At 30.8% G+C, this 26,577-nt stretch carries 22 protein-coding genes; 18 read left to right on the top strand and 4 right to left on the bottom strand.

Annotation, left to right across the window (positions count from 1 at the left end):
- Positions 1-148: 148 nt before the first annotated feature.
- The 6 genes from T329_RS0101265 (at position 149) to T329_RS0101290 (ending at position 7,440) form a co-directional block, all read left to right on the top strand.
- Positions 149-1,366 carry an ATP-binding cassette domain-containing protein gene (locus T329_RS0101265; protein WP_029608636.1) on the top strand — a complete coding sequence of 406 codons (1,218 nt, stop codon included), beginning with the start codon at positions 149-151 and terminating at the stop codon, positions 1,364-1,366.
- Positions 1,356-2,333, top strand: a complete 978-nt coding sequence (locus T329_RS0101270) for a carbohydrate ABC transporter permease (protein WP_029608637.1) — start codon at positions 1,356-1,358, stop codon at positions 2,331-2,333. The genes T329_RS0101265 and T329_RS0101270 overlap by 11 nt, the downstream gene beginning before the upstream one ends.
- Positions 2,323-3,129 (top strand): ABC transporter permease family protein, encoded by an 807-nt coding sequence (locus T329_RS0101275; RefSeq protein WP_029608638.1) that lies wholly within the window; start codon positions 2,323-2,325, stop codon positions 3,127-3,129. Before T329_RS0101270 ends, T329_RS0101275 begins: the two co-directional genes overlap by 11 nt.
- 241 nt (positions 3,130-3,370) lie before the next feature.
- Positions 3,371-5,224: a P68 family surface lipoprotein gene (locus tag T329_RS0101280; protein WP_029608639.1), complete on the top strand. Its 1,854-nt coding sequence runs from the start codon at positions 3,371-3,373 to the stop codon at positions 5,222-5,224.
- A 69-nt stretch (positions 5,225-5,293) separates the two neighbouring features.
- The gene (locus T329_RS0101285; RefSeq protein ID WP_029608640.1) at positions 5,294-6,112 is read left to right on the top strand and encodes an HAD family hydrolase; all 819 of its coding nucleotides are present in this window, start codon (positions 5,294-5,296) and stop codon (positions 6,110-6,112) included.
- 2 nt (positions 6,113-6,114) lie between these two features.
- A complete protein-coding gene (locus T329_RS0101290) occupies positions 6,115-7,440 on the top strand; it encodes a C1 family peptidase (RefSeq protein ID WP_029608641.1) in 1,326 nt (441 codons plus the stop codon).
- Between the two features lie 41 nt (positions 7,441-7,481).
- On the opposite strand, the gene T329_RS0101295 is transcribed toward T329_RS0101290, so the two are convergent.
- Complete coding sequence (locus T329_RS0101295) at positions 7,482-10,238, bottom strand: hypothetical protein (RefSeq protein WP_029608642.1); 2,757 nt, start codon at positions 10,236-10,238, stop codon at positions 7,482-7,484.
- Between the two features lie 125 nt (positions 10,239-10,363).
- Here T329_RS0101295 and T329_RS0101300 point away from each other — a divergent pair, with 125 nt between their 5' ends.
- From T329_RS0101300 to rplS, 5 genes are all read left to right on the top strand, one after another.
- A complete protein-coding gene (locus T329_RS0101300; RefSeq protein WP_029608643.1) occupies positions 10,364-10,597 on the top strand; it encodes a TM2 domain-containing protein in 234 nt (77 codons plus the stop codon).
- Between the two features lie 88 nt (positions 10,598-10,685).
- The gene (locus T329_RS0101305; protein WP_051630118.1) at positions 10,686-11,507 is read left to right on the top strand and encodes an HAD-IIB family hydrolase; all 822 of its coding nucleotides are present in this window, start codon (positions 10,686-10,688) and stop codon (positions 11,505-11,507) included.
- A gap of 175 nt (positions 11,508-11,682) precedes the next feature.
- Positions 11,683-11,952: a 30S ribosomal protein S16 gene (rpsP, locus tag T329_RS0101310; protein ID WP_029608645.1), complete on the top strand. Its 270-nt coding sequence runs from the start codon at positions 11,683-11,685 to the stop codon at positions 11,950-11,952.
- A 2-nt stretch (positions 11,953-11,954) separates the two neighbouring features.
- The gene (gene trmD / locus T329_RS0101315; protein ID WP_029608646.1) at positions 11,955-12,638 is read left to right on the top strand and encodes a tRNA (guanosine(37)-N1)-methyltransferase TrmD; all 684 of its coding nucleotides are present in this window, start codon (positions 11,955-11,957) and stop codon (positions 12,636-12,638) included.
- Positions 12,628-12,978: a 50S ribosomal protein L19 gene (gene rplS / locus T329_RS0101320; protein WP_029608647.1), complete on the top strand. Its 351-nt coding sequence runs from the start codon at positions 12,628-12,630 to the stop codon at positions 12,976-12,978. The genes trmD and rplS overlap by 11 nt, the downstream gene beginning before the upstream one ends.
- 84 nt (positions 12,979-13,062) lie before the next feature.
- On the opposite strand, the gene T329_RS0101325 is transcribed toward rplS, so the two are convergent.
- On the bottom strand, positions 13,063-13,827 hold the full coding sequence (locus T329_RS0101325) for an MAGa3780 family membrane protein (protein ID WP_156933774.1): 765 nt from the start codon (positions 13,825-13,827) through the stop codon (positions 13,063-13,065).
- 53 nt (positions 13,828-13,880) lie between these two features.
- On the bottom strand, positions 13,881-14,468 hold the full coding sequence (locus T329_RS0101330) for a hypothetical protein (RefSeq protein ID WP_029608649.1): 588 nt from the start codon (positions 14,466-14,468) through the stop codon (positions 13,881-13,883).
- Between the two features lie 84 nt (positions 14,469-14,552).
- Between T329_RS0101330 and T329_RS0101335 the strand changes: the two genes are divergently transcribed.
- The 5 genes from T329_RS0101335 (at position 14,553) to T329_RS0101355 (ending at position 22,587) form a co-directional block, all read left to right on the top strand.
- Entirely contained in the window at positions 14,553-16,784 is a 2,232-nt protein-coding gene (locus T329_RS0101335; RefSeq protein WP_029608650.1) for a HinT-interacting membrane complex protein P80, read from the top strand.
- A 1-nt stretch (position 16,785) separates the two neighbouring features.
- Entirely contained in the window at positions 16,786-18,078 is a 1,293-nt protein-coding gene (locus T329_RS0101340; protein ID WP_029608651.1) for a HinT-interacting membrane complex lipoprotein P60, read from the top strand.
- A complete protein-coding gene (gene hinT / locus T329_RS0101345) occupies positions 18,078-18,395 on the top strand; it encodes a histidine triad protein HinT (RefSeq protein WP_029608652.1) in 318 nt (105 codons plus the stop codon). Before T329_RS0101340 ends, hinT begins: the two co-directional genes overlap by 1 nt.
- Before the next feature lie 200 nt (positions 18,396-18,595).
- A complete protein-coding gene (locus tag T329_RS0101350; RefSeq protein WP_029608653.1) occupies positions 18,596-20,335 on the top strand; it encodes a site-specific DNA-methyltransferase in 1,740 nt (579 codons plus the stop codon).
- Positions 20,329-22,587: a DEAD/DEAH box helicase family protein gene (locus tag T329_RS0101355; RefSeq protein ID WP_029608654.1), complete on the top strand. Its 2,259-nt coding sequence runs from the start codon at positions 20,329-20,331 to the stop codon at positions 22,585-22,587. The genes T329_RS0101350 and T329_RS0101355 overlap by 7 nt, the downstream gene beginning before the upstream one ends.
- Positions 22,588-22,696: 109 nt before the next feature.
- On the opposite strand, the gene T329_RS0101360 is transcribed toward T329_RS0101355, so the two are convergent.
- Complete coding sequence (locus T329_RS0101360) at positions 22,697-23,257, bottom strand: thymidine kinase (RefSeq protein ID WP_029608655.1); 561 nt, start codon at positions 23,255-23,257, stop codon at positions 22,697-22,699.
- An 88-nt stretch (positions 23,258-23,345) separates the two neighbouring features.
- Between T329_RS0101360 and T329_RS0101365 the strand changes: the two genes are divergently transcribed.
- Positions 23,346-24,596 (top strand): AEC family transporter, encoded by a 1,251-nt coding sequence (locus tag T329_RS0101365; protein WP_029608656.1) that lies wholly within the window; start codon positions 23,346-23,348, stop codon positions 24,594-24,596.
- Positions 24,597-24,699: 103 nt separating this feature from the next.
- Positions 24,700-26,553 carry a S41 family peptidase gene (locus tag T329_RS0101370; RefSeq protein WP_029608657.1) on the top strand — a complete coding sequence of 618 codons (1,854 nt, stop codon included), beginning with the start codon at positions 24,700-24,702 and terminating at the stop codon, positions 26,551-26,553.
- The last annotated feature ends 24 nt before the right edge of the window (positions 26,554-26,577 follow it).

Genomic DNA, 26,577 nt, shown 5'->3' on the forward strand with positions numbered 1-26,577 from the left:
TATTTTTAGCAGTATATGTTATTGATTCTAGTTTTTACATAAAAGCCTATAAAATGAGTATAAATAATAATTTTTAGATATAAAAAAACAAAGTTATTTAATATCTTTATACATTTTTATATGGTATTTGACTTATAATTTAAAGATTATGAAAGATAAATTTATGAATGATGAATATTATTTGGTTAATATTAAGGACTTGAAATTTAAGTACAATAAAAAGTCTGATTTTATTGATGTAGATATTGATGAATTGCACATAAAAGGTGGTGAAATTGTATCATTGCTGGGTCCTTCGGGTTCTGGTAAAACTACCTTGCTTAACCTGTTGCTAGGTTATTTAAAACCAAATTCTGGTTCAATAAAGATTAAAAACGATCCCAAAACACATGAAATTGCTTATATCATGCAAGAAAACTCAATTTATGAGAATGTATCTGTGTTCGATAACATTTTTTTGAGTGCAAAAAATCACGCTAAATGAATTGATAGTGCTCGTATTAAATATTTTGATTCATACTTTGAAGAAAATATAAATTTTGAATTATTGAAAAAATACCTTGTTTATGCAAACTCTTTATACTCGAATAAACCAAATCTCCTTGCTAAGAAATGAAGATATTTTAAATTCTTGTGTCAGTTAATGTTTTCTAAATCAGTGAATCGAAAATTTAAGATTTTGAATGATTTAAGGTTGAAAAATTTATTTAAAAAAGAGCTTACTGAAGTGGCAACTAAGCTAGGAATCGAAAAATTTATTTACAAAAATGTTAATGAGCTTTCTGGTGGGCAAAAACAAAGAGTTTCTTTTGCTAAGGGAATTATCAAAAAAACAAATCTTGTTTTAATGGACGAGCCTTTTTCAGCATTAGATGCCAAAATTAAAGAATCAACAATTGATTGGCTACTAAAAATCAAAAAAGATTTTAATTTAAGCATCATTATCGTTACTCACGATCAACACGATGCTATGAAAATAAGCGATAATATCATTTTGCTTGACAAAGGTAAGGTGCAGCAATTCAGTACTGCAGACCAACTTTATGACAATCCAAACAATTTGTTTGTTGCCAAATTTATTGGTTCTCCTGAAATTAACTTCATTGAATCAGATGATAAGCGTGAATACTATATACGTCAAAATAAAGTTGAAGTTAAACCTGTTAAAAACGGAAAATACAAAATTATTGGCAAAAAACACTTTGGTGATAGCGTTCATTATCAAATCGACATGGGCTCAAACATTACTTGAACTGTTGTGTTAAAGGAATCTGATATCAAAATTGGACAAAGAGTAAATGTTAAATATTTAAAATCTGATGTATTAGTCTTTGATAAAAACGGAGACAGAGTTTATGCAAATTAAAATAAATAAACAAAAAATACTCACATTCACTCAGATTTTATTGCTAGTGATGCCACTTTTGTTGTGCATATTGATCTTTACATTGATTCCTATTTATAATACTTTTGAAAAATCATTGAAGTTTCATCCATATGAATCAAATAAAACAATTTATCAAATAAACTTGGGTAATTACAACAATATTTTGCATGATCCTAGTTTTAAAAGTGCTATCCTAAATACAACAATTACATTGTTCCTCGGAACTGGCGTTTCAATGATATTGGCTTTAATTTTTGCTATAGCAGTAGAACATTTGATCGCTAAAAGAGCTAGAAGTGCATTTTTGAGCCTGATTTATTCACAATTCTTTATTTCTAGTTTTGCCGTTGGTATTGCATTCACACTATTTTTTGGTAGCAAAGGTGTTTTCTTCAGACTAATAGGAGCGCCTACATATGGTTTTACCGCTAATGAAAACAGATTACCTATTTGGCTTTATTATTCATTATTTCAAGTTTGAAGGTCTTTACCATTTAACTTAGTGTTATTTGCTTCTGCAATCAACCGTGGAAAAATGAAGTATTCTAAATTAGCTATAAATGATAATTTAAACACTTGACAAAGATTTAGATTTATCTATTTAAATGAAATTTCAAAAGTTTTCTTTGCGATTTTATTTACTAACTTCATTTTTGCTTCATTATTGCTTCCAGAAGCAATTTTGGAGCCTACTTATAACATTGACGTTGAAAAAGCACATACTCTAACTAGTTATACAATTAAGTTTATGGGTGGTGGTAATTACGGAGTTGTTACTAAGTACGAAAAGGGTTATGCTGCTGCATTCTTTAGCTTTATTTATTTAGTCTTTTTATTAATAGTTGTTTTAGCTTTAAGGCCTAGTTTTATTCGCAAAATGTATAAAAAAATCAAAAATTTTGCTACTAAAATCAAAATCAGAAAGGATCTAAAACATGAACTATAAATTAATTGGCAAGGAAATATTGCGTTATGTTTCGATTGGTTTATTAATCATTTTAATCCTTTTCCCACTATACTATTTATTACTTAACTCGCTACTTTCAACTGGATCTGTACATGAGGGAAGAACTTATCTAGTTATTAAAGAATGAAATTGATCTAACTTTGGTGGTTTAGCAACTCCTGAATTTTGAAGTGCTGTAGGCTATACATTTCTTTTTGCAACAATTATGATACTTTTAAGAATATTTACTTATTCATTGGCGGTGGCTGGACTATTGAAAATGAAACCTGTATTTCAAAAAGTTTTCTTGTATTTCTTTTTAATTATTAGCTTAATACCTGAATTTTCTATCTATTTAAGCTTGCAAGTTGTTTTGAATAACCTTGAAATCAAAAACACTATATTTGCTGCAATAACAAATGCTATCTTTTCGTTCTTTACATTCACTTATGTGTTTAATTTAGCTAAATCTACAGCTGATCAAAAATCTAAACTAATGATTAATGACAACCTAAAATGACATCAAAAAATTCGCTATGTTTATTTTCCTAAACTTAAATTAGCATACTTTCTTTTGGTAATCTTTACATTCATAGCTGTTTGAAACGATTATTTATGACCTTTATTTTTACTTCGTGGAACTTCCATGACCAATATTACAATTTGATATTTAACGCTTGGAGTTACATCTGCAGGAGCTTTAACAAACATTCAATCAGCTGGTGCTGTAATCTCAGTTTTGATCCCATTAACTATTTATTGAATTTTTGCTAAAAAAATAAATAAATTTAACTAACATCTCAACAAAAGAGATGTTTTTTTTAATGTTTTTACAATACTTAATGGGTGGCTATTGAACAATATTTTTTGACTTTTGCTCCCATAATTAAGTTGTTTTAATAAATTCAATAAGCAAAAAATGGCACCGATTCCAGATTTTACCAATTCAATAGTTAAATAGGCTTAAAAATCAAATTTCATTGTATAATTTGTAAAGTATTTTGAATACTATCGCACTAATTTTATTAGGAGAAAACATGAAAACAAACAAAAAAATGTGATTGTCAATATTACCTTTGGCAACAATAGCAACACCTTTAATTGCTGTTTCTTGTGGTGAAACTAAAAAAGTTAATACTCCAAAAACAGTTAAAGGAGCAGATGACGAAGTTATTTTCCGTTTAGCACAAGGATCAAACTGACCTTTAGCTCAAGCGTTAAGCCCACTAATTGATTACTACAACAAAACACAATCAACCAAACCAGACTATGTTAAAGTAAATGCAGAATTTGGTGAAAAAACAAATATTTACAAAGAATTTGATTTAATCAAAAACATTAAAGATAATTTTGAAAATGGAACTCTAAAATCACTTCCTAACCTAATTTTAGGCGCTCAATCAGGAGCATATGTAATTAACCAAGATGGGAGATTATTAGATGTTGCTGACACTGGTGTGAATAAAGCACTTTTTGACGACAAAATTGCTAACCTACACTCAAGACTGTCAGGCCAAGAAGATGATAGACTATACAACATTCCTTTTGACAATGCAGACGTAGACTCATTAACATTAAACCTAGACCTACTACACAAAATGTTTGAATTAATTAAACAAGGTGGTGGTACAGTTGATGAAACAGCTGAAATTGTTATGAAAGCAAAAGAAGCTTCAACAAAAGGTTCAAGCATTCCAGCACACAGCATTTGATTAGCTCTTAGAGTTAAAAACAATAACGCATATGCAGGTTTAACTGTTAATGACGCAACCTTTACCTCATTAAAAGGTGTTCGTGACCTATCAGCTAAATTTACTCAAGGTGTTGCTTTAGATGAAACTAAAGTTACAGATAAAACAATTGGTTCGGAAGTTCTTTCAATTGACTATCAAGAAAACACATTCTTAAAAGAATTACACGCTAATATTCCAGCAAACAAAAGTGTATTTGAACTAGAAAAAACAGGTGATGTAAACCAACCAACAAGAATTAAATACAACCTTGTTGAAGATGCAACAGTTCAAGCTGCATTTAAATCACTTTGAACTGCATACAATGAATCAATTGTAAGACATGAAAAACGTGTTGGGGAAGACAATAAAGTATTCCAATCAGTAAAATACATGCAAAACCTATACTCAGAATGAGGTTCATGAGAAGTTATGCTATACAAAAGCGCTATCAGCTACGCAGCCAGCGTTGGTGCAAACCAAAACAAAAAAACTCCATGATCAAAAGCATTCTTTACACAAGTTCTTAAAAAACAAACCGTAGAACAATTCGAAACTAATGCTTCAGATGAAGATGTATTGATGAAACCTCAAATTACTTTAGCAGAAACTGGTAAACCAGAATTCTTCCAAGAAGGTGGTTCAAGTATTATTCCAGTTGACGTTAAAAACGAAAGACTAAACAAAGCTACAAAAGCATTTATTAAATGATTATACACAGGTCAAAATGACATCAACACACCTGGAACTATGGAAGAAAACTGAAAAACATTTGCAAAAGGTTCAGGCTACATTATTCCTCTAAAATCAGTAACAACTAAAGAAACTGAAACATGAATTAAATCTGAAATCGAAGCTTTAGATGCAAAAATTAAAGCAGTTCCAGCAAACACAACAGACGAAGCTATTTTAGCTAAACAAGCAGCAGATATTAAAGCTAAAAACTTCCTAAAATCTTCTCTAGTATCACTACAATCAATCCTAAGATTAAGCGACACAACAAACCCAGTTAAAACTATGGATCTAGTGACTGATGATAAAACAGCAGCAATGGAAACAGCAATTGCTACAGCAATGTTTGATGCAACTAAAATTTCAGGTAATTCTCAAAAAACAGCCGACGAAATGGTTAGAGTATTTACAAGCGCAAAATCTCAATAATTCATAAACTTAAAGCACGTTAGCGTGCTTTTTTGTTCATTTTTGAGTTAAATTTTGTATATTTATTGCATGAAAACAAATAAAATTGAAGGCTATTTTATAGACCTGGATGGCACAATGCTTGATAAGGGCGATGATTTTGGTTATATGTCTAAACAGAACCAAAATTATTTACTAAATTTACAAAAGCAAAAACCAGTAATTATTTCTACAGGTCGCAGACCTGCGGGCGCGGTTGAAAAAATTATGAAAATGATCAATGCTCCGTACGCGGTTTGTTCTACGGGTTCACTAATTGTTGATAAACGTGGTAAAATTATTCACAGTGTTGACATAGAAAATAAGACAAAAGAACAAATTGTTCAATATTTTATGAGTAAAAATCTGTATTTTATGGCAAATGGTACTGGAATAATTTACTACAAAGACCACTTTAATTGAAATATTAGAGACTGAGTGAATCGTTTCGCAAAACATAAATATACTGATTTTGATACTAAGCAAAACATTAGACAGTTTCTAGTTTTTGGGCCAGATATTGAAGGAATCAAGGAAATTGAACAATATTTACACAATAATTATCCAGATTTAAGCACTCACATAGTTTCGTATGGTTATTCTATTGAAGTTACTCACAAAGACGCAACCAAAGGAACCGCTAATGAAATAGTTGCTAAATTACTAGGTATAGATATTAAAAAATGTGCACACATTGGTGATTCAAAAAATGACCTAAACGCTTTGCCACAAGTAGGTTATTTGGTTGCTATGGGCAATGCGCATGAAGATGTTAAAGCCTATGCTAGCTACATTGGCTCAAATTGAAAAGATGCTGGATTAAGTAAAACTATTAATGATTTTGAACAATTTATCAATAAAAAGGAGTAAAAATGAATCTAAAAAAAGAAGTTATAACAAAATTTTATGAAAATTATAAGGCTGATAAAAGCAATAAAGTTGTTGAAAATGCAGTAACTAAAAACGGTGTTTTAAATGCTGTATACAACAATGAAGTTAGAAGTTTCCACAATAATGAATTCAATATTCAAACCAAAAAAGCTGGAATGACAAACCAAAAAGCATCAGGTCGTTGCTGAATTTTTGCGGCCTTGAACATCTTAAAACCAAGTGCACTGGAAAAATTAAATGTAGAATCATTTGAATTTTCACAAGCATACACAATGTTTTGAGAGAAAATGGAAAAAGCAAATACATATTTAAATTTAATTATGGAACACAACGAATTAGATTATCAAGATCGTTTGTTTGAAATGTTTTTACGTTTTGGTCACGAAGATGGTGGTTATTGAGAATGAGCTGAAGGTCTAATTACTAAATATGGCGTTGTTCCTAAATCGCTAATGCCTGAAACTTTTAACGCCTCAAACACATCTCAACTAAACTCAGTATTACAAATTTTACTTTTGAATGCAACTAAGGAATATAGATTAAAAGCTAAAGATTTAACTACTCAACAAAAAGAAGAATTTAAAGATGAAGTATTGCAAAAAGTGTTTGAAATTTGTGCTAAATCATTAGGGCTTCCACCAGTAACTTTTGACTATGAATATAGAGACAAGGATAAAAATTTCCGAAGAATTAGCAACATTACACCACTTGAATTTTTACAAAAATACGCAAGAAATGATTACACCGAGTTAGTAAATCTATATGCTGATCCACGCGATATTTATGAGCATAACACAAAAATTGTTGCCAAATATTTCAAAGGTCCTATTGAATCTAATACATTATCATTCATTAACGTGTCAATGAATGTGCTAAAAAAAGCAACAATTGATAGTCTTAAAGCAGGTCAACCAGTGTGATTTGCCTGTGATATGGGTCCACAAATTGACCGTAAACAAGGTCTAATGGATTTAAGATTATATGAACTTGATCAAGCTTTCAATCTAAATGATAAGTTAAGCAAAGCTGACAAATTAAGCTTTAAACTTTCACAACCTAACCACGCCATGACTTTTGTTGGCGTTGATTTAGATGAAAACGAAAAATCATTAAAATGAGAAGTTGAAAACTCATGAGGCGACGAAAACGGCAACAAAGGATATTTTTCAATGACGGATGAATGATTCGATGAGTATGTATATAGTGTAATAGTCCACCCTGATTTTATTGAAAAAGCAGTACTAGAACAAGCTAATTCTAAACGAACTGTTGAGATTGAACCTTGAGATCCACTCTCATTAATTTAGCAAAATTATGTACAAAAATCACTGAGCTTTCAGTGATTTTTTTAATTCAGTGCTATATCTAAAAATGCAGAAACAGTTGAAGTTAATTGCTTAAAAGCGAATGTGATTTGCAAACTATTTTCGTCAGCTAAGTCTAAATTATCTTGGGTAAAAGTATGATTTGGTTGAATTATTTGTTCATAAATACCTAATACAATATTGTATTTATTTAGTTCATTCACAGTTAAAGGAATTTGAATTGTTTTGCCATTAACGTCAGTTAATTTGAGCGAATTGTTAGCGAAATCAAGTTGGTTGCCAACTGAATAATCAGTTTTGAATGTTTCTGCGTTTACTAACTCAATTTTAGTGATGTGTTCTTTATCAAATTTAGAGTTAGATTGATTTACAAATTTGAATTTATTGTCTTGTTTGGTTATTTGTAAAGGGGTTAGTGGAGCTTGTTTAAATGTCAGGCTAACATTGACGTTTTGTTCAATATTATTCACTACCGAAACTAAAATATCGTTCACTTTTGGATCAGAATTGTAATTATCAAGTTCAATGTTGATTGAATTATTCATTTGTTTTAGGTTTAGATAATTATTTACAGGTAACTGGACAACACCTTCACCTTTTATTTGCCCTATATTTATCTTAAAATTATTTGGCAAGTCTGAAGTGTCGTTGTTTATTTCTAGTCTTGACGTTGAATCAATTGAAAGGGTTGAATCTAAACCAAAACCTACAAAAACTGGGGTTCTACTCAATCTTATTATTGCATTTTCAAGAGTTAAATTGGATACCTTATTTGGCATAACAAAATTATTAATCACAAGTTGCTCAGAAGCATCTGAATAAAACTTAATTGTTAAATTACTATTTGATTGATTATTTATTAATCCAATTTTGTTGGATTTTGATTCAATAACACTGCTCACAGAAGAATTATTAGCAACAATTCCATCGAAAATTTCAGTGTTTTTGTTCTTAATTTCAATAAAAACTGAGTTAATATTGCCGCTTGCATCTAAATCTATTTGTTTAAATTTAGACTGATTATTTGTTCCTTCTACAATTAAATGCGATTTTGTACCTTGAAGGGAATTATTGAATGAAGAAGCACGAATTATAGGTCTTTCAAATTGTTGATTTTGAGATAACAAGGTTGAGACATTTTGCATTTTTAGCATATGACCAGATAAATATATATTTGAATTAGCGTTCTCCGCAGTAAAGCTTAAATTCATATCTTTAAGAGTTAAATCTGAAGCAAGCACTAAATTATTACCTCTAATATTCAATGAATGACCACGACCATCTATGACAACATTTTTATTGATTCTATATGAATTATTGTTACTATCAGTTTGCAAAATAACATTATTTTTTAGAACTATTGTATCGTTGTTGTTGGCAGCGTTAATCGCATCTTTTATATTTCTAAATGGATTTTGCTCAGTCCCATTACCGCCGCTATTTTGACCAGGGAAATCTTGTACAAATATAGTTCTAGTTTCTTGTTCATCAGCAGTATTACTGTGTTGGTCGGTACTGCTTTGGTTATCAGGGCCTTGATTTGGTCCATTGTTAGGGGCTTCTTGCTGGTTATTGGTATTGTTTTGTATAGTAATAGTGAATATTTGGTCTTGGTTGCTGATTGCATCACCTATTTTAAATTGAACAGTTGCTCCATTTGAATATTGTGAAACATCGTCTTCATTAAATGTGTGGTTAATAGCAATTTCATTGCCAGAAAGCAGGAATTTTATTGAATAAAGCGCAATATTTTCTTCATTAATTTCAATGGTTTTTGTGTTTCCATTACTATCTGTTAGTAGCAATGATAAATTTGAAAAATCAAATGCTTCACCCACTAAATAACTATGTTTTGCACTATCAGCAGCCACAAACTTAATAGATTTAATGTTGTTATCTTCGAACGTTGTGTTAGAGTTGTTAGCTTGGTTACTTAAATAAAATTTGTTGCCTTTACGAACTAATTGAGGTTTAGGAAATTTTGTTGAAAAATAATTATTAGGCACTTCAAAAGACACATTAACGTTGATATTTTCACTAAATTTTTGATTAACTGACAGAATTTCTTCATCTATAAATTCATGCTTACCAGCACCATAATCTTTAATAATAATGCTAATATCATTATTTAACTGATTTAAATTTATTTTTGAACCTCGATCAATAACTATTTGCCCTCGTCCTTTAATTTGATTCAAAAATACTTCAGGATTTGTGGTGTTTGGTGAATAAATTAATTTAGAACCTTCATTCATCACTAAGTCAACATTTTGTGAATGAATTAAGTCAATTTTACTGTTGCTAATGTGTAATTTTTTCAATGATCCAATCTCTAGCTCCCGAAAAATAGGGTCAAAAAACAGGTTTGCGTTAGAAATATAAAAATCATTATCAAATAGTAAACGGGCATTTTTGAACAATATATTGTTATTGTTGCCATATACTTTAATTGCAATGTTATTCAAACTATTGATTGTGTTATTAGGCGCAACTAAATCTGAGTTTTTGTTCAGATATAGGTTAATTTCTTCAAGTTTGGTGCTTTTTTTGTTGTTTTTATTTTTCTCAAAATATTCAAAAGCAGATTTTAAACTCTCAAAATCTGCTTGGTTGATATTATTAGCCCCGATTTGATAGTTATTGACTAGTATTTCTTGGGTATCAACAGGTTTGCTAACTGCTGCATGATCCTTTTTAGATTCATTTGTGCAACTAGTTGTAACAAATGTTGGCGCAATAAACCCAAAGCTGGCTAATAATGCAAAATATTTTCTCTTCATCGTACCTCTTTTGGTTAATTTTATCACTATATTTATGGCTTGTATTAACTGAATTTTGGATAAATTTATCAAAATATTAGTTTCCAATGTATAATGGAGAAATAACAATATAGGAGGATAGAATAATGAGTACAAACTTAACAGTTTCACCAAAATCAAGATTAGTATTAACTTTATTATCATTTTTTGTTGGCGCATTTGGCGTTGACAGAATGTACGCCGGAAGCTTTCTTTTAGGTTTAGTTAAACTTTTAATTGGATCTTGAATTACACTTGGAATTTGACCACTAGTTGATTTCATTCTAGCAATTGTTGGAAAAATGAAAGATGGTCAAGGCCGTGTAATTTCTAATTGATAATTTGCATCACTTGATGCATTTTATTTTTGCTTTTTTGCCATAAAAAGCAATGCAAAAATTATTTTTTTAACTTTGATATAATACACCTATGAAGAGTTTAAAGAATCAAGCTAAAGCATACTTTTTAGATCTAGATGGCACTTTTCTAGACAAACCTCAAGGTCATGAAACCGTGAGTGAAAGAAATGTTTTAGCAGCTATTGAAGTTAACAAAATTAAGCCTGTAATTTTTTCAACCGGGCGTGGAAATACTGAATATACAATGAATTTAGCTCGTAGAGTGGGCTGTAAATATATAGTTTGTTTGAACGGGGCGTTAATTTTAGACATTGACAACAACGAACTATACCGCAAAACACTTGATCCCGATTTAGTTCACCAAGTATTGAAAATTTTTAAAGAAAAAGAGATGTTTATTTACCTAAACGGTATTAAAAACATGTACACTAAAGGCAATGTTGATTCACCTTTTATGAAATCTTGAGCAGCCAAAAACCCAAGATTTACTTATGAAGATATGGATCAAGTAACCACATATTCAAAAATTTTAGTTTTTGGCCTAAGTTTAGAAGACACTTATGCACTTTGAGAAGAATTAAAACAACGTTTCCCTCAACTAGCATTTTATTTAGTATCAAATGGAACTACAATTGAGGTTGGTCCAATTGATGCCAATAAAGGTTTAGCAAACAGTGAAGTATGTAGACTACTGGGTATAGATCCTAAAGAAGCTTTTCACATCGGTGATTCAGCTAACGATATGCCAGCAGCTGATTATTTAGGTAAATTTATTTGTATGGACGGAGCCTTAGATTTTGTTAAAGCAAAAGCTGATTTCATTGGTCCTGATTATGCTAATGCTGGTTTATCAAAAATCCTTGAGCAATTAGAAGATATTCACATTGATTAATTAATTGGAATTGGGTAACCAATTCTTTTATTTTTTCTCATTTTGGTGTCAAGCAAAAATGCTTGACATTATTTGTTTTGCTTTTAATTTTTTTAAGTTAAAATATATATGCAAATTGCTTGATGTCAAGCACTTTTGCTTGACAGATGTCGCATAAATTTTTAAGGAGAAATACATGGTAAAAATTAGACTAAAAAGAACAGGTTCTAAATTTAACGCTCAATACAAAATCGTTGCTGCTGATGCTAGAGCACCACGTGATGGTAGATTTATTGAAGCTTTAGGACAATACAACCCACACACAAAAGAATTCTTTGTTAAAGAAGAATTAGTGCAAAAATGAGTAGACAATGGAGCTCAACTAACACAAGTAGTTTTTGATTTATTTAGAAAACACGGCTTAAATGCTAAACTAGTTAAAAATTCAAAACACGCTCAAAAATAATAATGAAAATTAATTTTTTGACTCTTTTTCCAAATTATTTCAAGCCGTTTAGTGAAGAATCAATAGTGGCCAAAGCTATTGAAAAAGGTCTTATAGCCATTCAAACAGTTGACTTTAGAATGTTTAGTAAAGATAAACATCGCAAAGTTGATGATGAAATTTATGGTGGTGGACATGGGTTATTATTGCAAGTGGAACCAATTGATTTAGCCCTAGATTCATTAGAAAATAGAGGCGGATATAAAATTTTGGTTACGCCACAAGGCAAAAAATTCGATCAACAAATGGCAAACAGACTTGCACAACATGAACAAATAACCTTTATTTCTGGACGTTATGAAGGCTTTGACGAACGCGTTGTTGAATTAGTCGATGAAGAGATTTCAATTGGTGATTATGTTCTAACTGGTGGAGAATTGCCATCAATGGTTATGGCGGATTCAATCATTAGATTAGTTCCTGGCGTAATTAAACAAGAATCATACCAATTTGATTCATTTCAAAATGAAGGATATTTAGATTATCCTCAATACACACGCCCTAGAGAATATAAAGGAATGAAAGTTCCTGAAGTGTTGTTTAGTGGCAATCATGCTGAAGTGGATAAATGGAAAAAAGAAGCTCAATATCAAAAAACATTAAAAAACAGACCCGATATTATCGAAAGGATCAATAATGAGAAATAGATTAATTGAATTAGTAGAAAAATCACAACTACGTAAAGACCACCCAGAGTTCCGTGTAGGGGACAATGTTAGAGTACACGTTCGTATTCGTGAGGGTGAAAAAGAGCGTATTCAAATTTTTGAAGGTTTAGTAATTAGCAAAACAGAATCAGGAACTCGTGAACACTTCACAGTTAGAAAAATCTCATTTGGTATTGGAGTTGAAAGAACATTCCCACTTCACTCACCATTCATTGCTACAATCGAAGTTGTACGTTCAAACAAAGTACGTCGTGCTAAATTAAACTACATTCGTGAAAGAAGTGGTAAATCAGCAAGACTTAAAGAAATCAAACGTTAATTTCTTTAATCATTATTTAATTATGCGACCCCAAACTCACAAAATTGTGAGTTTTTTTGTACAAATTTATACAAAAAAACAAGCCTAAGCTTGTTTAGTGCTGCGTGTTTTGCATCCACGTTTGCATTCAATTTTAATACGCAACACAGCTTTTCAAAAGAACATTAAGCCAACTGGAATTGCAGCTGCTAGTACAAACACAAATATGTCTAGAATAACCACCAACGCTGTATTGCCGCCTTTATAGAATAAAGGTTTATAGAAGTTTAAGAATGTGTAAATTACCACACCTTGATCTTTTGCATATACGTTGTAGGTTGCAAAGAATAAGATCATTGCAAACAAGAAATAAACCATCACCATAACAATTGAAGCTATAAATGTATTTTTACTAATGATCACTTCTTTTCTGATCATGATCAACACAATAAAGCCAATAATTGGATTAACTGCATGCGTAATAGTTGATCTAAAACCAGAATAAAAGCTAGCTCAAGTTTCAGCTTTATACGAGATTAAGGTTCAATAAACTAAAAAAGTTATTGTAATCAAAGTTACCGAAATAAAGAATAAGCGTTTAACTAGCGCTGAATTACGCATTCAAGCCAACACAATCAACATAATACCTAAAAAGAAGTTAGTTATGTACGTAAAGAAGAATAGTGTACCAAAACGCTTAAATGTTGAGTATAAAGTTGGCACTCCTTGATAAAAATCATCAACCTTAGGGTCATATTGAATCATGTCTGTAATTACAAAACTTAAAGCTATCAACACTACGAATATACCCAGAAATAAAAACGCCATATTTTGAACAAAACGTTTATCTAAATTTTTAATTTTTTTCATGATCGTAATTATATAGCAAAAATAAATTAGCAACATTGACATTGCTAATTGGATTATTTTAAATACACATTTTCATGGTCAAATTGTTCAAAATAAGGAAATACTACCTCCTCTACACTTATTGTCTTCATTTGGTTTCAATTTAAATTATTTCACAATGTAAACTTAAGCAAATTTGAATCAGTAATTACAAAATGAGTGTATTTTTTGGCGTGAAATATGCCCACTAAATCAACAGGTGTAACGGGTTCACTATTTATCATCTTTAGATTAAAAAATCATTTTTTTGTATTATCACCTCAGTATAAAAGTCGATTTTTAATTTTTTTAGTCATTTGTTCAATATTAATTTTTCTGTCTGTGCCTATAATTAAACTTAAAAACATTTTGTGACCATTAAAATCAAAATAAGGCATCAATGTTTTGTCTTTACCTGCATACGATTCGTACTTAAACATTTCAGGTTTATCAATACTTAAACGAGCATAATCTTCTCAATAAATACTGATGCTAAAGTTGTCGACAACTCTAGAATTATTTTTAATTTGCCAATAAGTTTGTGGCGAAAGCGATCAATGATATCTACGTTCAGCCATAATAATTTCAAATTGAGCCATAATGCTTTGCAATGTGTAGTTCATACATTCATTATAGCAACATTTATTAATAATTAAGTTTAGTATATAATTATAAAATTATATGTATAAACAAAGAAAGGATGGCTTATGGGTAAAAAGAAAGAAACCTTTTTTGAGCGTTTAACACGTAAAAATGCTCAACAAGCTGATAGTCAAAATCCAAAATCAAAAAAATCAAAGAACTGAAAATTCTGATTAATTAGTTCATTGCTAGTGGGAGCTGTTACAGCTGGAATTACAATTCCTTTGGTTGCAAATAGTGTAATCAAAAACTACAACGACCCAATTAAAGATGACACCGTTATTTTTGAATTTACTTCTCCTGGTGAAAATGGCAAAAAAATTGAATTCAAAATGAAAGATCTTAAATCTTCAGAACTAATTGATGATGCTAAAGATCCTAAAAAAGTGTTGCAACAAGCATTCAGATTGGCACTATTCTATCTATACGAACAAGAAGTTAAAGCTTCTAAAGAGTACCAAAGACTATGAAATGCATCACGTAAAGATGACGATAAAGAACGCAGTGATATTGCTCTTAAATCAGTGTCAGAACTTAAACAAAAACACCGTGACTTGCTTTTAGATGTGCAACAACAAATGATTAAAACATACGGCTTTTCTAAATGGGAACAAGCTTTTAACGATTTATTAATCAAATCATTTGATGGTGCTAAAAACATTGAAGAAGCAGCTGATTTTAGAGTGTTTGCTGAAATTAGAAACGATGCTTTACGTCGTTTCAACTTAAATACTCAATTCAACATTAAAGACATTGATAGAACTGCTAATAACGATATTTACAAGTTAGATGATAAAGGTGAACCAACAAGCGAAATTTTATTCCGTGCCGGCGAAAAAGTGTTCCCATTCTTCCAAAAAGATGTGAACTACTTTGAACTAGATCAAATCAAAGAAAAAATGACCTTTATGACTAATAGCTTTGTTGTTTCAACTGCTACAAATCCTAAAGAATACAATCAAGCCTACAAAAATGCCAGCGCATTTATTGAACATTATCTAAAACAAAACAATCCTGTTCTAATTAGCCAATTTACTCTGCCAGGTGTAGCTCCAGCTAAAAAAGAAGCTTCAACTGAAACAAAATGAACAATTGATAAATCAGCATTTAAAAAATTAATGTTCTATTGACCAGTTGAAACAGATTCAAACTTCCAAGCAATTAGTTCATTCGACAAGGTTAAAACAGGTTTTAAAAGCTATGAAGAATATGCCGAGCAAGCCGCTAAAGATACTTCAACCACTTTGAACAAAGATATTACCAACTACAGCACAGTTTTAGCAACCTTAGGTTTAGATTCAGCAGAAGTTAAATCTAACTGAGGTTCAAATGGGTTAAACTCATTAGGTAACTTGCTGAAAGCTGGTGGTGATGATACTCTTAAAGCTTTCTCAACTTTAGATAAATTAATTTTAGGTGAAACCGAACAACTAAAAGAAGTTGATTTGTTTGGCAAACTTGAAGAAATTAAAAATAAAATTGTTGAATATTTAAGTATTCAAGACCCTAAATCATCAATTTCGTCTTCAACCAATAAAAATGAAGCGCAAACTAAACTAGCTGATTTTAACAAGGCTATCAAGAAAGCGTTTGATGAAGCAAGTGATGTGAAAAAAGAAGGGCTTTACACTGAAAAATTCAATGAATTAGTAGCTAAACCTTTAACTCAATTATTTGAGCAAGACGGCAAAATTCAAACAGTTTATAAACTTAAAGGTTCAGATGATACCAGAATTATTTTAAGTTCTACTGGCATTACTTTAGTTAAAGTTTCTGATTTAGCAAGCTTTAAAAAAGACAATAAAACTAGCGAACAAGTTATTAAAGACATGATTAAAAATGACTTCTTGCTATCAAACAAATACAAAAACAGTGTCAATGGTAAAAAATACAATGCTTTAAGCTTGATTAACACATCAATGTCAGCTCCAGAACTAGTTCTAAACTCATTAATTGATGATGCGAACTTTATTAAATATCTAAAAGAACAAAATAATATTTATGCACTAAATGAACAAGGTGCTTTAGCAAGTGATGCTAAATACGCAGACAAAGACATTGCTGACATTAAAACAATGAACCAAAACGTTGTTTTAGCAAGCGATACTAGATCGACTTTAGAATTGACTAAAGCTATTGATAAATGAATCAAAGAACGTGCTGAAGCAGGCTACGATGCTAACTTTGAATTAAAAGAAGGTAAAGTTTACTTCAAACACAATAATTCTTCATACTCAAAAGATGCAAGCTCACTAATTTTTGAACAATTAAACAAACTAAGAAAGGCAGGTGAATAAGATGAAAAAATTCAAATTATTACTTTCAACCACTCCTGCTTTCGCTTTGCCTTTAGTGGCTGTATCATGCGGCCAAAACATTGACTCAACTGAAAAAATTAAGCAAGATGAAGAAATCAAAAAAACTGCTGTCAATAAACTTAAAGCTCAATTTACCAATGCAACTATTCTTTCTTTATACAATATTGACTTCCAAAACTCAGAATCATTAGACTCCACTTACATAACTACTTTTAAAAACGAAGAAAGCCAGCTTTTCAAAGATACATATAAAGCTTTTCAATTATATGCGCAAAATAAAATTAGTTCAGATGCATACTATTTTGCACAAAAAGTAGTTGATTGAACTTCAGATCGTACACTTAACGCAGCCGATATTCAAGCTCTAGGCGTAATTGAGCCAAATACTACCTTAACTAAAGAACAATTTAAAGTTCTATGATTAAACGAAAAAACTGAATTGAGAGCTGAATTGGAAAAAATGCTTTTTGTTAATAAGTACTTCCAAATTTCAGATAAAGACAATTTAAAGAAAATTGACAAAAACTTTAAATACACTAAAGATCTTAAATACGAACTAAAAAATTATTTACTAGCTAAATACGCTGTTGATAAAAAATATGCTCAAATTTGATCTAAAGATGCTGAAAACGCTAGCGATGATGCATTCTTTACTCAAGGTTACAACAACCTTAAAGATGTAACTACCTTTAATGATTTTTGAAAATTTTCTAACCAAGTTAAAACTAAATTAACTGCAGAAATTGAATTTATCTCAGGTCATGACACTGATAAACAACTGTTGGGCTACAAAGGCTTTAAGTCTTCAACTAGTTCATATGCTCTAAAATGAGACTACGATTCACTAAAAAACAAAACTCACAACAAAGAGCTTTATGGCTACTATGACGTTAACAATGAACGTTTAGTAAATAGCGAAATTGAACATGGTTTTGTAATCAATCCTTACAAAATCGCTTCAAGCCAAAGCAACACACCTACAATTGTGTATGTTAACCAAATTGCACCTATTGCTGCAACCAGCCAAACAGAATTACCTAACGTAGAAAATGATGACAAACAAAAAACTAGCGTAACCTTGCTTTCTTTTGACAACACAATGTACAAAGACAAACTTGATGTATTATCATTTTTATTCTACCTAAACGATTCATCACTATACGAAAGTGCAATTAAATCATTTGCTGAAATTGGCTACAAAATTAAAATTAATAACGTTAGCCCTGCTTTACGTGAAGCAGCTAAAGATTTAACCTTTGTGGAGCTTGTATAATGGACAATATTTTTCTAGATATTATTGAGGGCAAAGCTGAAGCCCAATTCATTTATCAAGATGATAAATGTGTAGCCTTTTATGACAAATTCCCATTTAGACCAGGACACTTTTTAGTAGTTCCTCGTGTTAAATCAGCTAACATCACCGAAACAGATGATGAAACCGCAGCACACCTAATTAACGTTGCACGTAAATTAGGCAAACAAGAAGTGTTAGATAAAGGCATTGGTGGCTTTAAAATTGTAATCAACACAGGACGCAGTGCTGAACAATCAATTTTTCACACCCACGTACACGTAATTCCTTTTAAATAATTACTGAGTCAACGCTTAGGCGTTGGCTTTTTTGTATTTTGAGGTTTAGCATTGTTTGTATGTTTGCGTAATGTAATTAATAAATAAATAATATTTGCCCCCGCGAATTCGAGGGGTTTTAATCACACAAATTTATTTATATATTTGATGTTATAGTAAATAAATTAAAATATTACTATAACCTTATTTAAGGAGGCAATATGGCTAATATATCACAGCAAAAAAGACAAAAAATGCTTGAGTTTTTAAACAAACTTAAGCAAGAATTTCAAGATGATGATAAATTAAGAGCTATTAATGAAATAGAAATAGCTCTTAGCGAGAAAAAGTATGGTTTAGTGTGAGAAAAACATACTGAAAAAGTAGATGAAATGTTAGAACACAACATTCCTGTTTTTAAAGAAGTAAAAGAAAGAAAAATAGTAGCAGATGAATCTAAATTATATAACTTTTTACTGGAAGGAGATAATCTTCATTCTTTAAAACTACTTTTAAAAACACATAAAGGTAGAATTGATGTTATCTATATTGATCCTCCATATAATACAGGCAATAAAGACTTTATCTATAACGACAGTTTTGTAGACAAAACTGATGCATATTCACACAGTAAATGATTAAGTTTTATGAGTGAAAGGCTAGAATTGGCTAGAGAGTTATTGAGTGAAGAAGGTGTTATTTTTATTAGTATTGATGATAATGAACAAGCACAGTTGAAATTACTTTGTGATGAGATTTTTGGGGAAGAGAATTTTGTGGCTAATATAGTTGTTGAGAGTGGTGGAGTGTACGGCCCAAAAACTGCTCATAAATACAAGACAATACTTAAAGTAAAAGATTATTGTTTATCATATTTCAAAAACAGTTCAACAGATAAACCTAGATCACCACTATACGATAAGGTTAGTGAAGCGTTTGATCCCAGGTATGGTTTTTATATAACCGATAACACAATACTAAGCCTTTCTGAATATTTAAACACTGATAAAGTTCTACATAAAGGATTTAAAAAATATAATTTGGAACCAAGCAAGAGCAACATAAATAGACTTCTAACTATTGATAATGATATTCGTGAATATTTTTACTCTAGTCTTGCAGATAAAATATATAAAGACAGTCAATTTACTTTAAATTTACCCCTCGAAGTCCTTAATAGTTTTAATCCAGGTGAAGTTATAAAGTTCAAAAATTATACACTTATGAAAATGAGTACTGGTAATGTAAGACATTTGCAATCATTTGCAGAAGTTATCAGAAAAAATGACGAAATAAATGAAGAAATTTCAAGATGTGTAGTAAGAGGAGATTTATGGAAAAACTTTTCAAAAGATATGGGAAATGTTGCGAAGGAGGGTTCGACAGACTTTAAAAATGGAAAAAAACCAATTAGATTAATAAAACAATTTATAAAATGATCTAACATGGGTATAGACTCAATCATTCTCGATTTCTTCGCGGGCTCCGGCACCACTGGTCACGCAGTTGCTCAACTAAACAAACAAGATGGTGGTAACCGTAAATACATCTTATGCACCAACAACGAAAACAACATCTGTGAACAAGTTACTTACCAAAGATTGAAGAATATTCAAAGCGATTTACCACACAACCTTAAATACTTAAAGACTGAATTTATACCTAAATTTGATAACGATGATACTTCAATATCAAGTAAAATGCTTGAATTTATTAAGGAATTAATTGAGTTGCAACACCACGTCGAATTAGATGATACAAAACATATTATCGTTAATAGTGAAGAAGAATTTAATAATGCAATTTCATCCGTATTAGATAACGGTAAAATCTTTATTAGATCAGGTATTCTAGTTTCAAGTGATCAGCAAACCAATTTAAAAGCAAGAGGTGTAGAAATAATTACTATTCCAGATTATTACTTTAAAGAAGAACTTAAAGAGATAGGAGAGCTATGATAGGAATTAAATTAAAAAGATTCCAGGAACAAGCAGTGGATTTTCTATTCGATAAAACTACTGATTCTAATTCTAAGCCTAAAATTGTTTTACAAAGCCCAACAGGTAGCGGTAAAACCATTATCTTATTAGCCTATATTGAAAAGTATCTTCAATATAACGATAATGATATTATTTGTTGACTTAGCCCTGGTAAAGGTGATTTAGAAGAGCAATCTAAACAAAAAATGTCTAAGCTTTTACCTTCTTTAAAATCTGGTTCTTTATTTGATATTTTGCACCGCGGTTTTGAATCTGCCACCACTTACTTTATTAACTGAGAAACAATTACTAAAAAAGATAACACAGCTCTAAGAGAAAGTGAACGTAAAAACCTATTTGAACGTATTGCTGAAGCTCATAACCAACAAAAACGTTTTATCATTATTATCGACGAAGAGCACCAAAACAACACTTCTAAAGCTGATGATATTATCTCTAGTTTGAATGCTAAATATGAGATTAGAGTTTCAGCTACACCGGGTAAAAGATTAGGTGCTGAACAGTACGAAATTAATGAAATAGATGTAATTAACGAAGAGTTAATTACTAGATTTATGTATATCAACAAAGATTTAGATAATATCAATATTTTTGATTCAAAAAGTGAAGCTGATATTTTGCTTGAAAAAGCTGATGAAGTTAGAAAGCAAATTGCACAAGGTTATAGCGAAGTAAATGAAAATATTAGACCGCTAGTACTAGTGCAATTTCCAAACCTAAATGATGAATTAATAGAATATGTTGAACAAAAGCTAAATTCAATGGGATACACCTATGAAAACAAACTATTAGCTTCTTGATTTAGCCCTGAATCTAAGCAAGACAAAGATGCTAAATCTAAAAAACTTGGCAAAATTAACATCGGTACAAATCAAGAAGATAGCATCACCAACAATGATGCTAGCCCTGTGTTTTTACTTTTCAAACAAGCCTTAGCCACTGGATGAGACTGTCCTAGAGCAAAAATTCTAGTTAAATTACGTGAAAATATGAGTGAAACCTTTGAGATTCAAACTTTAGGCAGACTAAGACGTATGCCAAAAGCACGCCACTATGATAATGATTTATTGAACTGCTCATATTTATACACTTTTGATGATAAATATAAACTAGAGGTAATTAAATCAGGTGCAGGTGCTCCAACACAAAGATTATTTCTTAAAGAAGAAGCTAAATCAATTAAATTGATTAAGCAAACAGGCAATAATGATGTTAGTTATGCTGATCCAATCCTTATCAGAAAAGTGCTTTATGATGGTATTAAAAATAAATACAACTTAGTCGAAGATAAAGCTCAAAATCAAAAAATACTTGAAAATAATGGTTATATTTTTGGTACAAGTATCATCAACGAATTCTTGAAAGGTAAATATGTTACCTTATCAGAAATTGGCAACAATCAGATCTTAACATCACAAATTAATGTTGAAGTCAACACTCACGTACATGGTATTGAAAAGCAAAATAGAGTAGATAGAATCAAGAAAATAATAGGTTTAAATTATGAAAACACAAACATCATTCTAGCTACCTTCTTTGTCAGAGATTATGGCAACCCTGATTTTAAATTCTTGAATTTAAACAACAAACAGTTTTATGCTTTTATCATAAACAACTTTGATAAATTAAATGCTTTGATGCTTGAATTCACTGGATTTACAGGCGATTATGCACCGATTTTGGACATTAAAGAAGTCGAGTTTAAAATTCCTCTGGATGAACATTTCAGTTTTATTCCATTTGAAACAAATACTGAAATTATGCATAAAAACGTGTACAAAGACTACAATTTTTCAATGATTTCAGAGCAATTTAGATCAAAATCAGAACGCTTATTTGAAAGATTTTGTGAACAAAATGATTCAATTGATCTAGTTTACAAAAATGGCGATAGTGGTAAACAATATCTTTCGATTGTTTACACAACAGGATTAGGTAAAAATAGATTATTTTATCCTGATTATGTTGTTAAAACAAAAGAAGGTAAAATTTGACTAATTGAAACCAAAGGTGGCGAATATAAAGGCGAAAGCAAAGATATTGATCTTCAATCTGGGAATAAATTTAAAGCCTTAAAAGATTTTTGTCAGCAACATAGCTATAATTTTGGTTTCGTTAGAGACAAAAATGATTCACTTTTAATAAATACCGTTGAATACACAGATAGTTTAGACACTCCAAACTGAATTCCTATTGAAAATAACAAGTGATAATTCAACACTACAATAACAAAAAGTTAACGCCTCACACGTTAACTTTTTTGTACTACATTTAAATTCAATAATTCGACATAAACACACGTTTTATGAGTATTGACGCAACTTAATTTTGACAACCTTTAATGTGGCATTCACGACAACGTGCTTCATATTCATTGTCCCCCAGCAGGTTTTGCTCCATGCTTTTGTGTTTTCTAAATGAAAAGCCAGCTGGTTGTTTACATACTCTACATACGGCTTTTAGTTTGCTAACTTCATCTGCTATGGCCATTAATTGTGGACCCACACCAAAAGGTTTACGCAAAAAGTCTAAGTCAAGACCAGAAATCAAAACATTTACATTTTTACTCAATAGCTCCTCTACCACAGCTGGTAAATCAGCATCAAAAAAGTTCATCTCATCAATAGCTACTGCTTTGTAGCTAGAGTTTCACAATTCTAGAATTTGTTTAGAATGAGTTACATTATGAGCTGGTAATTTAGCACCTGTACGACTAACCAATTCACTTTCACTAAATCTAGAATCAAATTTAGGCTTAATAATTAAAGTCTTTACATCAGCTCATTTTAATGTATTAACTCTCTTTAATAACTCTTCAGTTTTCCCTGAAAACATTGGACCTGTTATCACTTCCAGTCAACCTTTAATACTTCCTCTATTCATAGCTTCTATTATAAGCACAAAAGTTGTAATAAAGAATTTTTTATCAAAAATATGTTTATGCCTTAGAATTAATAAATAAGGATTATTTATGGAGCAATTTATTAATATTATTTCAGAGCAAAGTATCTACGGTGCTGTTATTACTACGCTTTTGTTTGTGGGATTAGGTTATTTAGCTTCTAAAGCTGGTTTAATTAGTACACAATTCAATACAAAATTGTCAATTTTTACAGTTAATTATCTATTGCCAATTTTGTGTTTAGGAGCATTTATGCAAAATGCAAGTGTGGATAATGTTTCTACAATTGTAAAAGTGCTATTTATGAGTTTAGCTTTCTATGTTTTGATGGCTTTATACACTAAAATTGCGGTTAATTATTTTCCAAGATTAATTTCAAAACGTATTCATGCTAAGGCTTTAGCTGCTTGAGAAAAGAATCAAAAATCAGGTGAATTTGAAGCCTTTAAAGAGTATCATATCAAACAATATAAAGCTAGAATACTGGCCATAGAATTAATGATAATGTATGGTTCATTGCAATACTTTGCCTACCCATTAATTAAAAGTCTAGGTCATCCTATTTTTGATGATTTTGCTATTGCTTTATTGCAAATATGAAACATACCATTTTTAATCGCTATCAGCACTCACATGCGCATGAGTTTTCAGGGCATTAAAATAAGTAAAAAAGACATGAGCAAAGTTGGTAAAGCACTAGCTCACCCAATGCTAATCACTTTGTATATTTCGCTATTTTTATATGTATTGCAATTTGCGATAAAAACTCAATTTATTAACCCTAGTTCTTATCATAAAGTTGATGCTACCGTAAAAAACATTGGTTTTTATACTAAAATTTATGATCCACTGGTGCACACAACACTGAATAGTAAAGATGTGGCTCAATTTTGAGGCGGTTTTAGAAATCAAATCCCTATGCTTGGAACTGGTATCAATTTAGCGATGGCTGTAGTTTCTCCATTCGCTTGAATTTGCATTGGTGTATCGTTACAAAAATCAAATCTTAAAGCAGGTATCAAATCTAAATCAACATGAATCAGTGTGGCACGTAAACTTGTGTTAGCACCGCTGTTAATATTATTGCTTGTTATTCCCCTTGTTAAAGTTGGTTTTATACATTCTTCAACTGGTGTGTTGCTAGTGCTATTAATGGCGTGTCCGCCAGCTACTGCAGCTTTAACTTACTCATTAGCTTCAAACCATTCTGAAAGTGAATATATAGCCCACGTATCATCAATTTCAACGTTAATGTGTTTAATTACGATACCAATTTGAGTTGTTGGTTCACACAGTTTATTAAGCACTATCGCATCATAATCAACAGAATTATAATTCTGTTTTTTTATTTACTATATCCGCATTCTAGTATATAAATTTGGTATTATTTGACAGATAAATAAAGTGAGGCTAACAGATTAAAATGTCAAAAAAAATACTGAAAATATTCAATAAAATACTGTTTGGATCTAGTGTTTTAGCAACGCTATCAACAACCTCGTGTGTTAACGCTTGCGATAAAAATAATGATAGAACTGACACTAAAAAAATACCTGATCCTGCTGATACACCTGGGGCAATAAAACAAACAAAAGAAAATATTAAAGAACCTAACAAAGGTGAAGAAATTAAGTGAGTGGACCAAACCTTAAAAAATACTTTGTTAAATCTGGGTCAAAAGCAATATAAAACAATTACATCTAGTGTTAAAACAGCCGCCGAAGCTGTGAATTTGTACAAACATTTAAAAAATGAGCAAATTTATATCAATGTTGCTGAAGCGATGGCAAAATTCAAAAACACAGCTATCTCTGATAAAGTTAAAAGCATAACGCACAATGATACTGTAATTACCTATGAACTAGAAAACAATAATATATTGAGTTTTGACGAAAAACTGGACAGCATTAAATTCACCTCTATTTCTAATTTTGGTTGAAATGGTAACAAGCGTGAACTACCTAAACCTTCACGCATGTTATTTGACAAATACTTTCTACATTCATTTGATAATTGAAAACCCAAAACGCTAAATTTAAAAGATTATTCTATAGATATTATTATTGACAATGGTAATGTATTCTTACCGTTGTCAACGTTTAATTTGATTTTTACGGCTAACGTGTTATACAATGCAGATGTATTATTTAGTGCTGATTATAATGCATCTAGAATTGAGTTAGATAAACTTGAACCTTTTTACGAAAATACACGTTTTAGTGTTGAATCGAATGCACAAAGGATTGAAAATTACAATCATTTGGCCTTGATGATGGATAAATTTTATGGTCCTGCTAAATTAATGTATGCACGCAACAATGTAAATAACTTTTACGAACTGATTCAAAAAGCAAATTTACAAAATTATATTTTAAGCACTGATCCTTCAGTGTATGCTGAAGCGTATCGTAAACTTTGGTATGTGTATTTAAATGATTTACACGCCTATGTTGCTACGCATTCATTGTATCGTAAAGATAATCCTATTGCCAATCTGGAAGGAATTAAATACTCAACAAAAGCCAATAAATATATTGCGACAAAAACAAAATTAACTAAACTTAGAGATTCAATTACTTTTACCAACGGCTCAAGTTATAACGATACAATGTTAAACATAGTGGGCGATACTGCACGGATTATTGTTGATGGTTTTATTAGTGACTCAGTAAATGGCGTTGAGCGCAATAACTGGTGAAAACGAGATACATACTGATTATTCAAAGATGCAATGGATCTGATCAAAGCGGATAAAAATGTTAAAAAGATAATAGTAGATATTTCTTTAAATAGTGGTGGAGTTACTGATGCTATGCAAGAAGCCGCAGGATTTATAGCAGATAAAGATGTCAATGTTTATGTGGCGAATACACTATCACAGGAATATTTAGATTTAAACTTCAAAGTAGACACAAACGATGATAAAAAATTTGATGCTAAGGATATTTCACCAAACTATGAGTGATATGTACTGACAGGAGCTAACACCTTCAGTGCTGCGAATTTGTTTGCTCACTGAGCAAAAAGTTATGGTAAAGCCAAAATTATTGGCAACAAAAGCAGCGGAGGTATGTATTCAATAGCTGGAACCGTGTTGCCGGACGGTACGCAAGTTGATATTTCAAGTTTCAATGCTTGAACGGCAGCTCCTAAAATAACACCTTCTTCGTTTAATGACTTACCAAACACAGAAGAAGGTATTGAAGTTGATTTTACCTTAAACTATGATGACTACTATAAAGACAACATTTTAGAGTTAATGCAAGCAGTAAATTAATAAAAAAAGATTGAAAAAAGTCAA

The organism is Mycoplasma simbae ATCC 49888 (assembly GCF_000702705.1).
GTDB classification, from domain to species: Bacteria; Bacillota_I; Bacilli_A; order Mycoplasmatales; family Metamycoplasmataceae; genus Mycoplasmopsis; species Mycoplasmopsis simbae.